Raw genomic sequence first — 13,465 nt, 5'->3', positions numbered from 1 at the left:
TTACCCCGGAATCGATCGAGGGCAAAGCTAGCAGACCCCCGATGACGCGATTATCGTAGTGTGACCCGCATCACTGCACCCTTAACACACATTTAGGGTCACCCCCGGGAAAGCGGAGCCAAGCTGACGATCCTTCAGCATTCGGCCAGCACTGAAGCAAGAAAAGATCCTGGCCAGAGCGGTGCTTCTACGTAAAATCTTCCTCAAGCAATCGAAGGGCACGAAGATTAAGCGTGCCCCTCCACATTTTTACCCACCCGCGACGGCTCACTGGTCGATCGTGAGGAGGACAGGTTTTGGTTGTTGACGCTCGCCCCGGCCAACCGGGAAATACCCTGCCCGGCGCCGCCACCGCACAGCCAGCTCGGCAGCCCACCGGCTTGCCCGCATGCAGCCCTCAAGTGCCCGAATTGACCCATTCGGCTCAACACGGCAATCCGAGCCCGGCTCTACCAAACATGTCAATAGGACAATGTTTCTATCCCGCCACAGCCGCGAGCCGGATGTTCCTGCGTGGCTCACGTGCCGGGTCGATCCACGCAGGCGGCAGGAACACCGGCAACCCCGCCTCGAAGACGATCTCCCACTCTTCCTGGTGGATCACGTGATGATGATGCGAGCACAGCAGGACCATGTTGCCCAGGTTGGTCTCGCCCCCGTTGATCCAATGCACCACGTGATGAGCTTCCGTCCACGCCGGAGGCCGATCACACCCGGGGAAGGCACACCCCTCGTCCCGCACCGCCAGTGCCTTCCGGAGCGCTTTCGGCGCGGTCCGCTTCTCCCTTCCGTAGTCCAGAGGTACCCCGTTGCCGTCGAGCACTACAGGGATGGCGGTGGAGTCGCAGGCGATCTTGCGCACCAACTGTGCTGAGAGCGGCCCGCTCCACGATGTCCACCCGACGGAGAGTCCGGCGAGGAGGGCTTCGTAGGAGATCGTGATGATCACCTGCGGTCGTTCCCCACCCTGCATCGGCAACCCCTGAGAAGCCATCGCGACCCGCACCAGTTCGATGAGGGCGTCGGCGTTGCGCTGCTCCGGTGTCCGATCATCATCCTTGCGGGGCGTCGCGAGGGACTGCATCGCGGTCATGAACGCCTCACCCGCTTCCGGGTCCAACACGCCTCGGATGATCGTGTTCCCGTTGGCGTCCTGATGCGCCTTCAAGCCCCGTTTGGCGATGCTGTCCTGCTCTTCCGCGAAGACGCCGTCGGGGTCCAGGAGTGCGCGGAGGTATTTTCCGGCTTTCTCCAGTTCCTTGTGGTTCAAGGTGCGGGCGTGCTTGGCCAGCTCCCGCTCGGCGTCGTCGTGGTGTTCGGCGGGCAGGACGCGGAGGGTGTCGGCGATGACGAACACGTGCTCGGCTTGAATATCCCCCTCCCGCAACGCCCTCGCCGTCTCGGGCAGCGACGGCAGCTCTTTCACCAACCGCGCCCGACGCCGAGCCTCATACGGCGACAACACCAGAGTGTCCCGCAACAACACCGCCACGCTCCGGCACCCGTGCACCACATGCAGACTCCGGGCCTCGGCCTCGGCCGTCAGATCGGCCATGACCGCGACCACCATCCGCTGCACCGTCTCCAGTTCCCGCACCGTCGGCAGGATCTCTTCCTCCGGCAGCTGATACGGCTGAAACCCTGTGAGATGATCTATAAAATCAGTGATCTCCATATGTTCCCCTCCTCCTTCAATAGTAGAAAGAGGAGACGGGAATGGCGAAGTTCCAGCGGGTGATTCCCCTGCCTACCAACGGTTTCAGCCCGTGATACTCCCAGCAACAGAACGGGAGCGATCGAGTAACGTCCACAGTGGACTAACTCTCAGCGACACCCAGCCCAGGCGCCCCAAACAAAACGCGACACGCGGCTGGAACGGTCGGCTTTACCTGGGGTGCGCGTGCCATACGCTCGCGCGAGGGCCGGGTGTTTCATCCCGTGCCCCTGTAAGGCCCAGGGGCACGCGCAAGGGGCCCCCAGGTCAAGCCGACCCCACGCTGGCACCGCCGCACCCCATGCTGAACCGGCGCAAGCTGGAAGCCCCGTACCCGACCAAGAACCCAACCACCCCAACCTAAAACCCCCGAACAAGATCAGCGCACTTCTCCCCGATCATCATCGTCGTGATGCAAGGATTCACAGCGATCAAGAACGGCATCACGGACCCGTCAGCCACCCGCAATCCCTCCACCCCCTTCACCCGCAACTCCGCGTCCAAGGGCGACCCCGCGTCCGCCCCCATCCGCACTGTCGACGACGGGTGGTACACCGTGTTGTGGGTCTTCCGGATGTAGTCCAGCAGCTCATCATCCGACCGGACATCCACCCCCGGCGCCAACTCCGCCCCTGCCCAAGGCCCCATCGCTTCCTGCGCGACGATCCGCCGCGCCAGCCGGAACCCTTCTGTCATCACGCGAATGTCGTGCTCGTGCGTGAAGTACCGCGGGTCAACCAGCGGCCGATCCCGATAGTCGGGGCTCTGCAAGCGAACCGTCCCCAGGGACCGGCTCCGGGTGACGTTCGGGGTGAGGCAGAAGCCGTTCTCCGTCGTCGGATAGCCGTGCCGCGCGGTGTTGAGGTCGAAGGGGACCGAGCCGTAGTGGAACATGAGATCCGGCCGGTCGAGGCCGTCGCGAGTGGTGGTGAAGACGCCGATCTCCCACCATTGCGTGGATTCCACGGGCATGGGGCGCTTGGCCTCCCACTGGATCACGCCCTCGGGGTGGTCCTGGAAGTTCTCGCCGACGCCGGGTGAGTCGACGATGACGTCGATGCCGAACTCGCGGAGGTGTTCCGCAGGGCCGATGCCGGAGAGCATCAGCAGTTTCGGGCTCTCGATGGCGCCGCAGCTGACGATGACCTCGCGGCGCGCGGAGGCTGTCAGCGTGTGCAGCAGGTCGGGGGCGAGGTAGTCGACACCGGTGCAGCGGCCGGAGGAGATCACGAGTTTCTTCGCGCGGACGCCGGTGCGCACTTCGAGGTTGGGGCGCGTGCCCATGATCGGGTGCAGGTAGGCGGCCGAGGCCGACGAGCGGTTGTTCGCGGCGTCGGAGTTGATCTGGAACCAGTTCGCGCCGTTGGTCACGGTCTTGCCGGAGTTGAACTCCGCGCGCGGAATACCCGCTGCCGCACAGGCTTCCAGGAGCGCGGCGCCACACGGGTCGACGGACTTGATGCTGCGGATCTGCACGGGACCGGAGCGGCCGTGGTGGTCGCCGGGGCCGTCGTTGGTCTCCAAGCGCTGGTACAGCGGGAAAACGTCCGCAGCGCTCCAGCCGGTGCAGCCGTTGGCGGCCCACTCGTCGAGGTCCTCGGCCGGAGCCCAGAACGCGATGCACGAGTTGTGCGAGGAGCACCCGCCGAGCACCTTGGCCCGGGCGTGACGCATGAACGAGTTGCCGTTGGCCTGCTCCTCCACCGGGTAGTCCCAGTCGTAGCCGGACTCCAGCAACGCCATCCAGCGGTCCAGGCGCAGGATGGCCTCATCGTCCACATCGGACGGTCCGGCCTCCAGCAGGCAGACGGTGACGTCAGGGTCCTCCGACAACCGCGCGGCGAGCACCGACCCGGCCGTGCCGCCACCGACGATGACGTAGTCGAACTCGCTCACGACGACTCCTCCGCAGCGTTCTCCGCACGCACACCGGTCTTGTGCCGCAACACGAACCAGTAGCAGGCGAAGCCGATCACAGCGACACCACCGACGAACAGGACCGCGCCCCACCGCAGGTACCAGTGGAACGGCTCGCTGGGGTTGTAGATCTCCTGGCGTGGCCACAGCAGGTTCAGCGTCATGCCGGTTCCCCACAGGATCGCCAGCACGTTCACCGGAATCCCCCACCGCCCCAACGAGAAGCCCGCAGGCTGCCACCGTCCGCGCAGGCGCGCCAGCAGCATCGGCACGGTCACCATCAGGTACGCGATGTAGATCATGATGATCGCGATGCTGGTGATCACGGCGAAGATCTGCGGCTGCCCCACGTTCACCACCAGGATGCCGACCGCGATCAAGCCGGTGATCACCGCAGGCGCCACCGGCGTGCCGAAGCGCGGGCTCACCCGGGCGAGCAAACCAGCCGCTGGCAGGTTGTTGTCCCTGGCCATGGCGAAGGCCATTCGGATGCTCGCGGTCTGCACGGCGAGCACGCACACGGTGATCGCGACGACCACCGCCCACAGGAAGATCGTGCCGAGCGTCGGGCCGAGCACGTCCAGCAGGATGAACTGGAGGCCCGTCGTGGTCAGCTCGGGCGCGTTGATGTCCTTGGCCGCCATCAGCGCGAACAGCAGGATCAGCCCGCCGAGCACGAACGAGGCGATCAGCGCGCGCAGGATCGCCTTCGGCGCGTTCTTGCGCGGATTCAGCGACTCCTCGCCGAGCGAGGCGGCGGTGTCGTAGCCGTACATGACGTACGCAGAGGCCAGCGACGCGGTCAGGAACGCGCCGAGGTAGCCGAGCGAGTGCCCGGCTCCGGTGCCGTGCGTCTCCGTGACCACCTCCGGTCCGCGCGTGATGTTGGCCGCCAGCACGATGATCAGCAGCACGGCGGCGATCAGCTCGACGAGCACGCCCGCGCTGTTGATCCGCGCCATGAGCTTCACCCCGAAGGCGTTGACCAACGTGGTGAACAGGATCAGCACCGCGCCGAGCACCACCGCGTTGGTCGCGGAGTCGGTCGGGTCGCCGCCGGTGCCGACGACCTGGAACGCGGCGGAGATCTGCGGCAGCGTCTGCTGGTAGGCCAAAGCGACCGCGGCGATCGTGGTGATCGAGGCGATGAGCATCATCCACCCGGCCAGCCACGCCACGTGCGGGTTGCTCAGCCGCTTCGTCCAGTTGTAGACCGAGCCCGCGACCGGGTAGGTCCCGGCCAGCTCCGCGAAGCACAGCGCCACCATGAGCTGGCCCACGAAGACCATCGGCCAGGACCACCAGTACGCGGGGCCGCCCTGCGCCATGCCGAGGTAGAACAGCTGGAAGGTCCCGGTGAGGATGGAGATGTAGCTGATCCCCGCCGCGAAGGTGTGGAAGATGCCCAGTGTGCGTTTGAGTTCCTGCTTGTAGCCGAACTGCGCGAGCCCCGTGTCCTCCGGACTCTCCGCCATGTGGTCCCTCCGCTCAGGTCAGCTCCCGGCGAACCAGTTCTGCGGCTCCGGGTTCAGGTTCTGCCAGACGTGCTTGGTCTCCCGGTACTCCTCCAGCCCGCTCGGGCCCAGTTCGCGCCCGACACCCGAGCGCTTGAAACCGCCCCATTCCGCTTGGGGCACATAGGGGTGGTAGTCGTTGATCCACACAGTTCCGTGCCGCAGCCGCGCCGCGACCCGTTGCGCCCGACCGGCGTCGGTGGTCCACACCGCCCCGGCGAGGCCGTAGTCCGTGTCGTTGCCGAGCCGCACCGCGTCGTCCTCGTCGGTGAACCGCTCCACGGTCAGCACCGGCCCGAAGGACTCCTCGCGCAGCACCGTCATCCCCGATCGGCACTCGTCCAGAATCGTTGGCGGGTAGTAGAACCCGATACCTTCCGGCACGATTCCACCGCAGCGCAGCACAGCTCCTTCGGCGATCCCGGTCGCCACGTAGGCCTCGACCTTGGCGCGGTGCGCCTCGGAGATCAGCGGCCCGGTCTCGGCCTTCTCGTCGAACGGCCCGCCGAGGCGGATCGTGGAAGCCCGGCGCACCAGCTCGTCGACGAAGCGGTCGTGCAGCTCGTCCTGGACGATCAGCCGCGCACCGGCGGAGCAGACCTGGCCGGAGTGCAGGAAGATCGCGGTCAGCGCGTAGTCGACGGCCGTCTCGAAGTCCGCGTCCGCGAACACGATGTTGGGGTTCTTGCCGCCCAGCTCCAGCGCGACCTTCTTCACCGTCGCGGCCGCCGACGCCATGATCCGCTGACCCGTGGCGAGGCCGCCGGTGAACGACACCAGGTCGACGTCCGGGTGCTCCGACAGCGGCGCACCAGCCTCCGGACCCGCGCCCAGCACCAGGTTCGCCACTCCTGGGGGCAGTCCAGCCTCGTCGAGCAGGCGCATCAGCAAGATCGCGGTCGACGGCGTCAACTCGCTCGGCTTCAGCACGAACGCGCAGCCCGCAGCGAGTGCCGGCGCGACCTTCCACGAGGTCTGCAACAGCGGGTAGTTCCACGGCGTGATCAGCCCGCACACGCCGATGGGCTCGTGCACCACGCGGCTGAGCACGTCGGGGTTGCCCGTGTCGACGACGCGCCCCGACTCCGCGCCGACCTGCGACGCGAAGTACCGGAAGCACGCCGTCACGTCGTCGATGTCGTACTCGCTCTCCACCAGGCGTTTGCCGGTGTCCAGCGACTCCGCGCGGGCGAACTCCGCCTTGTCGCGCTGGAGCAGCTCGGCGACCTTGAGCAGCAGTGCCGCGCGCTCGGAAGCGGGTGTTCTCGGCCAGGGTCCGGTGTCGAAAGCCGTTCTGGCAGCGGCGATCGCGGCCTCGGTGTCCTCACGGGTCGCTTCGTCCACAGTGGACACAACGGCGCCGTCGGCAGGGCATCGGATCTCGCGCCGTCCTCCGGCGCGAGCCGACTCCCACCTGCCGCCGATGTACAGCTCGGGCATCGGAGGTCCCTTCGACCGGAACGGATTCACCAGAGTGATTCCGACCCTAGCCCACCCCTCCGGCACCCGCCCCCGGCCGAACGGGGGCGACTATCGGTTGTCAGCCGTCTGCTCGACCACCCACTTGTGGAACTCACCGATGTGGTGCTCGCTCGGCACGAGAACGCCGCCGGAGCGGTAGGCGCGCGAGTCCATCGCGGGCTGGCACCGCTCGCACGCGTCGAAGTCCTGCTGGTTCACCCGGTGGAACAGCTCCACCGAGCGCGAGAGGTCGCGGCCCTCGCGCACGACCTCCGGCGAGTACAGCCAGTCGCACTCCACGACCGTGCGATCCGCCGCCAGCGGGAACATCCGGTGCACGATCACGTGGTCGGGCACCATGTTGACGAACACCTGCGGCTTGATGGTGATCGCGTAGTAGCGGCGGTCCTGGTCGTCGGCGATCCCGGGCAGGCGCCCGAAACCCTCGCTGCCGTCGACGGTGAAACCCTTGGCCTCCTCGGCGAACTCGGCTCCGTGGCCGACGTAGTACTGCGCGGCGTAGCCGTCGGCGAACTCCGGCAGGACCTCGGTCAGCTCGGGGTGGATCGTCGCGCAGTGGTAGCACTCCATGAAGTTCTCGACGATCAGCTTCCAGTTCGCCTTGACGTCGTAGGTGATCCGCCGCCCGAGCGTCAGCTCCTCCACCGAGTAGCGGTCGAGCGATTCCGCGTCGCCGAGCCGGTCGACGACTTCGCGCAGCACGGTGTCCTCGAACGAGGGCGGCTCCTCGGCGAGGCACACCCACACGTAGCCTAGCCACTCCCGCAGGTGCACACCAACGAGCCCGTAGGTCGTGCGGTCGATGTCGGGCATCTTCGTCAGGTTCGGCGCCGCGATCAGCTTGCCGTCGAGGTCGTAGGTCCACGCGTGGTAAGGGCACTGGAAGTTGCGCCGGACTTCGCCTGTCTCCTCGACGCACAGTTTCGCGCCGCGGTGGCGGCAGATGTTGAGGAACGCACGCAGACCACCCGCGCGGTTGCGCGTGATCATCACACTCTCGCGTCCAATTTGGACAGTGCGGAAAGCGCCCGGCTTGGCCAGTTCGTCGGACCTGATGGCGCAGAACCACATGTGCTCGAAGATCCGCTCCTGCTCGCGGCGGAAGTTCTCGGGGTCCGTGTAGTCGCTTCCTGGCAGGGTGGGGATCAGAGAGGACGTCATGCGAAGCTCCTGCGTGGGTCGAACAGCGCGATCGGGTGCTCGGTGCGGCCGGTAAGAGCGAGGTCGGCCAGGATCTCGCCGACGACGGGGACGAACTTGAAGCCGTGCCCGGAGAACCCGCACGCGACGGTGACGCGTTCGTGCTCGGGGTGGCGGGCGATCACGAAGTGCTCGTCGGGCGTGGTCGTGTACATGCACGTGGCCGCGCGAAGAAAACGGCCGGGCAACGCGGGGATGCACTTTTCCATGTGCCCTGCCATCGCGTCGATCTCGTGCTGGTGCACAGTGCGCTCGATCGTTTCCGGTGTGCACAGCACGCCCTTGCGGAAGAAGGCCACCTTCGCGCCACCGGAAGGCCCGTCGTGCGCGGGGAATCCGTACACCTGCACTCCGGCGGCGTCCTCCCAGATGTAAATGGGGTGATGGCTCTGGTCGAAACGCTCGACACCGCCGGTCGGCTCGAACCAGAACTGGATCTGGCGCTCGATCGCGAACGGAACGTTGAGGTCCGCCAACAACTCCGGCGCCCAAGCCCCCGGGCAGATCACGAGCTCCCCGGCCTCGTAAGTCCCCTTCGCGGTGATCACACGCACACCGTCCGAAGTGGACTCATAGTGCAGCATCGGCTCTTCGAAGCGGATGTCGGCCTTCGCCGCGGCGAGCTGGAGATGGGCCGTGACCGTCTCTTCAGGACGGACGAAGCCCGCGCGCTCCTCGAACAGCGCGACCTCGTCCGGCAGCGGGTTCAGCGTCGGGAACCTCTTGCGCACCTCCGTCGCGTCGAGCATCTCGTGCGGGAGATCCCATTTCTCGGCCGAGAGTCGGCTTCCCGCTACGGTCTTGCTCGTTGGCGGGCCGACCATCACGCCGCCGGTGAGCGACAGGATCTCGCGTCCGGTGTCGCGTTCGAGCTTCTCCCACAGCTCGTAAGCGCGCAGCAGCAATGGAACGTAGGCGGGGTCCTCGAAATAGGACTGCCGGACGATCCGCGAGCCGCCGTGACTGGAACCCTTGTTGTGCGCGGGGCCGAACCGCTCCAGGCCGAGCACGCGCGCTCCCCTGTCCGCCAGGTGGTGCGCGGCGGCGCTGCCCATTCCGCCCAGGCCAACGACAATGACGTCATACATCGTTCCTCCGACGGGTCAGCGGCGGATGCGGGACATCTCCGGGTCGAACAGGGGCTCCTCCGCCACGGTCGCGGGGTAGCGGCTGCCGAAGTAGCCAATCTCCACGCGCGTACCGGGCTCGGCGAGCGCGGACGGCAACCACGCGTACGCGATCGGCTTGTCGATGGTGTAGCCGTACGCGGCACTCGTCACGTAGCCGACGACTTCTTCTTTGCTGTAAACGGGTTCCTTGCCGAGCACCACGTGGTCGCGCGCGTCCAGCGCCAAGCACGCGAGCCGCTGCTCCGGCGCATCGCGCAACGCGTCCTTGCCCAGGAAGTCGCCGGAGTCCATCCGCACCGCGAAACCGAGCCCGGCCGAGTACGGATCGTGCTCCGGCGTCATGTCAGTTCCCCAAGCGCGGTAGCCCTTTTCGAGCCGCAAGCTGTTGAAGGCGCTGCGTCCGGCGGCGATCACATCGTGTTCTTGACCGGCTTCCCACAGCACGTCCCACAGGCGCTGGCCGAGGTCGGCGGTGGTGTACAGCTCCCACCCGAGCTCGCCCACATAGGACAGTCGCATCGCGGTGACCGGGATGTTCCTGAGGTAAGCACGCTTCGCCTTGAAGTAACCGAAGCCCTTGTGCGAGAAGTCCTCCTGCGTCAACGGCTGAACGAGGTCGCGCGCGAGCCGGCCCCACACGCCGATGCAGCACGTCCCGGCCGTGATGTCGCGGACCTGCACCGAGCCGTCGTCCGGCAGGTGGCGGGCCAGCCAGTCGAGGTCCAGGTTTCCGTTGGCGCCGACCTGAAAGCGGTCCTTGGCCAGCCGAGCCACGGTGAGGTCGCTGCGCACTCCGCCAGCGTGGTCGAGCAGCAGCGTGTAGGTGACCGCGCCTGGTTTCTTCGCGAGGTTGTTGGTGGTCATGCGCTGGAGGAAGTCCAACGCGCCCGTTCCGGCGACTTCGAGGCGCTTCAAGGGAGTCATGTCGTACAGCGCGACCTTCTCCCTGGTGTGCCTCGCCTCAGCAGCGGCGATCGGCGACCAATAGCGCGCCGACCACGCGTCGCGCTCCGGCAGATCGATCCCGGCGGCGAGGTGCGCGTTCGACTCGAACCAGTGCGGGCGTTCCCATCCAGCCGCTTCGAGGAACACCGCGCCGAGTTCGCGCTGCCGCTCGTAGAACGGGCTCACACGCAGCGGTCGCGGCGATTCCATGGGCTGCAACGGGTGCAGGATGTCGTAGACCTCGACGAAGTTCTGACAGCCGCGCTCGGCGATGTAGTCCGGCGCGAGCTGCACGTCCTCGAAGCGGTGCACGTCGCACTCATGAACGTCCACAGTGGACTTCCCGTCGACGATCCATTCGGCGACCGCCCGCGCCACTCCGGCGGAGTGCGTCACCCAAACGGCCTCAGCCAGCCAGAAACCCTTGACCTCAAGGGATTCGCCGAGCAGCGGGAAGCCGTCGGGGGTGAACGAGAAGATCCCGTTGAAGCCCTCCTCCACCTTCGCATCGCCCAGCGCGGGCAGTAGGTTCCGGCAGTCCTGCCAGGGCTCGGCGAAGTCGGACTCGGTGAACTCCAACATCGACGGCATCGGTCCGTCGTCGCGGAGATCGTCGAGATCGACCGGCATCGGTCGGTGCGCATAGGACCCGATGCCGAGCCGGTCGTGGTGCTCGCGGAAGTACAGATCGCGGTCCTGGTGCCGCAGAATCGGCCGACCGGCTTCGCGCGAATCGTCCAGTTCGGACAGTCGACTCGTTCGGACGTATTGGTGGGCAAGGGGAATCAGCGGCACAGTCATGCCAACCATTGCCCCGATGCGCTGGCCCCAGAAACCCGCCGCCGACACCACGACGTCCGCCGCGAACGTGTCGTGCTCGGTGCGGACTCCGACCACGCGGCCGTTCTCCTGCAAGATCTCGACGACCGGTTGGTTGCCGTGGAACACGGCTCCGCGCGCCATCGCCCGCTGCGCCTGGACTTCCCCAGCACGCACGGCCTTGGCCAGGCCGTCGTCCGGCGTGTGGAAGCCGCCGAGCACCATGTCCTTGTCCAGCAAGGGCCACAGCTCGACGCACTCCTGCGGGCTCAGCAGCTCTCCACGCACGCCCCACGCGCTGGCGAAGCCGTGTCGCCTCTCCAGCTCCGCCAAGCGCTCCGGCGTCGTGGCGACTTCGAGCCCGCCGACCTGGTTGAAGGCACCGTCCAGCCCCGCGAACTTCTGCACGGTGTACGCGGCGAAGGCCGTCATGGTCTTGGACGGGTTGGTCTGGAACACCAGGCCGGGCGCGTGCGAGCTGGAGCCGCCCGTGGCGAACAGCGGCCCCTGGTCGAGCACGGTCACGTCGGTCCAGCCGCGCGCGGTCAGCTCGTCGGCGAGCGAACAGCCGACGATGCCCGCGCCGACGATGATCACCTTGCCGGGCACCTTGGCGGACATCAGAAGACCACCACCGAGCGCAGGACCTTGCCGGAGTGCATCCGCTCGAAGGCGTCCTCCACCTCGTCCAGCCCGATCGTCTCGGTGACGAAGCCGTCGAGGTCGAGCTTGCCGCTGAGGTAGAGGTCCACCAGCAGCGGGAAGTCCCTGCTGGGCAAGCAGTCCCCGTACCAACTGGACTTCAGCGCCCCGCCGCGCGAGAACAGGTCGATCAGCGGCAGCTCGATCTTCAGCTCCGGCGTGGGCACACCGACCTGGACGACAGTGCCCGCGTGATCACGCATGTAGAACGCCTGCCGGTAGGTCTCGGCGATGCCGACGGCCTCGATCACCACGTCCGCGCCGTTGCCGCCGGTCAGCTCGCGCACCGCCGCGACCGGGTCGGCGTCGCGCGAGTTGATCGTGTGCGTCGCACCGAAACGCGTTGCGGCGTCGAGCTTCGCGCCGTCGATGTCCACGGCGGCGATCAGCCGCGCTCCGGCGACCGAGGCTCCGGCGATGGCGGCGTTGCCGACCCCACCGCAGCCGATCACCGCGACCGTGTCCCCCATGCCGACCGCGCCGGTGTTGACCGCGGCGCCGAACCCCGCCATGACGCCGCAGCCGATCAGCCCCGCGGCTTCGGGCCTGGCGGCCGGGTCCACCTTCACGCACTGTCCACTGTGGACGAGGGTCTTCTCCGCGAAGGCGCCGATGCCCAGCGCCGGGCTCAGCGGCGTGCCGTCGAGCAGCGTCATCGGCTGCGCGGCGTTGCGGCTGTCGAAGCAGTACCAGGGCCGTCCGCGCCGGCAGGAGCGGCAGCCTCCGCACGGCGCGCGCCACGCGATCACCACGTAGTCGCCGGGCTTCAGATCGGTGACGTCCGGGCCGACCGACTCGACCAGCCCGGCCGCCTCGTGGCCGAGCAGGAACGGGAACTCGTCGTTGATCCCGCCCTGCCGGTAGTGCAGGTCGGTGTGGCAGACCCCGCAGGCCAGCACCTGCACCACCGCCTCACCTGGGCCGGGGTCCGGAACGATGATCGTCTCGACCTCGACCGGCGCGTTGCGCTCACGCGCCACGACGGCGCGAACCTCCTGCGGCACTGGCTGTCTCCGATCCGTGCGGATTTCCGAGGTTTGAAGCACGAGCGAAGCGGGCATCGCGCGCACGCGTGCGCGATTGAGGTAAGGAGAGTTGTTGCGCATGGCGCACGGTGTTGTGGAATTGGAGACACCATGAGGGCGCGCTCAGGGCAGTGTCAAGCCCCGCGCGTTCGCCTTAATGCGCTTGGAGCAGCGTCAGTTGAAGCCCATTCGGCGCGACGCCTCGACGCCCGCCCGCACGACCTGCTCGGTGACCTCGGCCAGACGCTGCGCGGTCAGCCGGTAGGCGGGGCCGGACACGCTGATCGCGCCGACGACCGTCCCGTCGTACGAGCGAACCGGGGCGGCGGCCGCGTTCAGACCGATCTCCAGCTCCTCGACGGAGAAGGCGCAGCCGGTGTCGCGGACGCGCACGAGCTGCTCGCGCAGCGACTTCGTCGAGGTCACGGTGTTGTCGGTGAACCTGGCCAGCGGGCGGGAGAGCGCGACGCGCAGCTGCTCCGGCGGGAGGAAGGCCAGCAGCACCTTGCCGCTGGAGGTCGCGTGCAGCGGAGTGCGCCTGCCGACCCAGTTGTGGCTGGTCACGGCGGCGGAACCGCGGACCTGCGCAACGTTCACCGCGGCGTCGTGATCGGCGATGGCGACGTTCACGGTCTCGCCGAGCTCGGCGGCGAGCTGCTCGCACACCGGCCGCGTCTCCTGGGAGAGGTCCAGCCGCGCCGCGGTCGCCCCGGCCAGCCGGACGATGCCGACGCCGAGCCGGTACTTGCCCCGGTCAACGGCCTGTTCAACCAGTCCCCGGTGCTCCAGAACGCCGAGCAGCCGGAAGGCGGTCGACTTGTGCACGCCCAGCTCGGCGGCCACCTCGGTGACCCCGGCCTCGCCGTGCTTGGCCAGGATCTCCAGGACGCTGACCGCCCGGTCGACGGACTGCACAGAGTTCGCGCCGCTGCGGCCCGTCCCGGCTCCGTTGACCATGCCGCCCACCGTAGCCGTGCGTGAGGAGCACTGCTCCAGACGGGTCTCTTGACGCGTCGG

The 13,465-nt window shown here is 67.5% G+C and carries 9 protein-coding genes; all 9 read right to left on the bottom strand.

Features of this window, described 5'->3' with window-relative positions; genetic code table 11:
* Nucleotides 1-478 precede the first annotated feature (478 nt).
* The 9 genes from ABD798_RS16630 to ABD798_RS16590 all read right to left on the bottom strand — a co-directional run bounded on the left by ABD798_RS16630 (nucleotide 479) and on the right by ABD798_RS16590 (nucleotide 13,405).
* Nucleotides 479-1,675, bottom strand: coding sequence for an HNH endonuclease signature motif containing protein (locus tag ABD798_RS16630; protein WP_344875658.1), 1,197 nt, complete (start codon nucleotides 1,673-1,675; stop codon nucleotides 479-481).
* Between the two features lie 399 nt (nucleotides 1,676-2,074).
* Entirely contained in the window at nucleotides 2,075-3,610 is a 1,536-nt protein-coding gene (locus ABD798_RS16625) for a GMC family oxidoreductase (RefSeq protein ID WP_344875656.1), read from the bottom strand.
* Nucleotides 3,607-5,106, bottom strand: coding sequence for an APC family permease (locus ABD798_RS16620; RefSeq protein ID WP_344875654.1), 1,500 nt, complete (start codon nucleotides 5,104-5,106; stop codon nucleotides 3,607-3,609). Before ABD798_RS16620 ends, ABD798_RS16625 begins: the two co-directional genes overlap by 4 nt.
* Before the next feature lie 18 nt (nucleotides 5,107-5,124).
* Nucleotides 5,125-6,585 (bottom strand): aldehyde dehydrogenase family protein, encoded by a 1,461-nt coding sequence (locus ABD798_RS16615; protein WP_344875652.1) that lies wholly within the window; start codon nucleotides 6,583-6,585, stop codon nucleotides 5,125-5,127.
* A gap of 90 nt (nucleotides 6,586-6,675) precedes the next feature.
* Nucleotides 6,676-7,788 (bottom strand): aromatic ring-hydroxylating oxygenase subunit alpha, encoded by a 1,113-nt coding sequence (locus tag ABD798_RS16610; protein ID WP_344875650.1) that lies wholly within the window; start codon nucleotides 7,786-7,788, stop codon nucleotides 6,676-6,678.
* Nucleotides 7,785-8,915, bottom strand: coding sequence for an N-methyl-L-tryptophan oxidase (gene solA, locus ABD798_RS16605; RefSeq protein WP_344875648.1), 1,131 nt, complete (start codon nucleotides 8,913-8,915; stop codon nucleotides 7,785-7,787). The genes ABD798_RS16610 and solA overlap by 4 nt, the downstream gene beginning before the upstream one ends.
* Before the next feature lie 15 nt (nucleotides 8,916-8,930).
* Nucleotides 8,931-11,342 carry a GcvT family protein gene (locus tag ABD798_RS16600; RefSeq protein ID WP_344875646.1) on the bottom strand — a complete coding sequence of 804 codons (2,412 nt, stop codon included), beginning with the start codon at nucleotides 11,340-11,342 and terminating at the stop codon, nucleotides 8,931-8,933.
* Nucleotides 11,342-12,427 carry an S-(hydroxymethyl)mycothiol dehydrogenase gene (locus ABD798_RS16595; protein ID WP_344875644.1) on the bottom strand — a complete coding sequence of 362 codons (1,086 nt, stop codon included), beginning with the start codon at nucleotides 12,425-12,427 and terminating at the stop codon, nucleotides 11,342-11,344. Before ABD798_RS16595 ends, ABD798_RS16600 begins: the two co-directional genes overlap by 1 nt.
* 195 nt (nucleotides 12,428-12,622) lie before the next feature.
* Nucleotides 12,623-13,405, bottom strand: a complete 783-nt coding sequence (locus ABD798_RS16590) for an IclR family transcriptional regulator (RefSeq protein ID WP_344875642.1) — start codon at nucleotides 13,403-13,405, stop codon at nucleotides 12,623-12,625.
* Nucleotides 13,406-13,465 lie beyond the last annotated feature (60 nt).

Origin of the sequence: Allokutzneria multivorans (assembly GCF_039537405.1) — a bacterium.
Taxonomy (GTDB): Bacteria; Actinomycetota; Actinomycetes; order Mycobacteriales; family Pseudonocardiaceae; genus Allokutzneria; species Allokutzneria multivorans.
Note: the sequence above shows the minus strand (reverse complement) of the source record. Positions and strands in the feature narration are given on the sequence as shown.

Coding starts and splice junctions, on each gene's coding strand:
- ABD798_RS16630 (WP_344875658.1), bottom strand. CDS start 1,675: ATGGAGATCACTGATTTTATAGATCATCTCACAGGGTTTCAGCCGTAT.
- ABD798_RS16620 (WP_344875654.1), bottom strand. CDS start 5,106: ATGGCGGAGAGTCCGGAGGACACGGGGCTCGCGCAGTTCGGCTACAAG.
- ABD798_RS16615 (WP_344875652.1), bottom strand. CDS start 6,585: ATGCCCGAGCTGTACATCGGCGGCAGGTGGGAGTCGGCTCGCGCCGGA.
- ABD798_RS16610 (WP_344875650.1), bottom strand. CDS start 7,788: ATGACGTCCTCTCTGATCCCCACCCTGCCAGGAAGCGACTACACGGAC.
- solA (WP_344875648.1), bottom strand. CDS start 8,915: ATGTATGACGTCATTGTCGTTGGCCTGGGCGGAATGGGCAGCGCCGCC.
- ABD798_RS16600 (WP_344875646.1), bottom strand. CDS start 11,342: ATGTCCGCCAAGGTGCCCGGCAAGGTGATCATCGTCGGCGCGGGCATC.
- ABD798_RS16590 (WP_344875642.1), bottom strand. CDS start 13,405: ATGGTCAACGGAGCCGGGACGGGCCGCAGCGGCGCGAACTCTGTGCAG.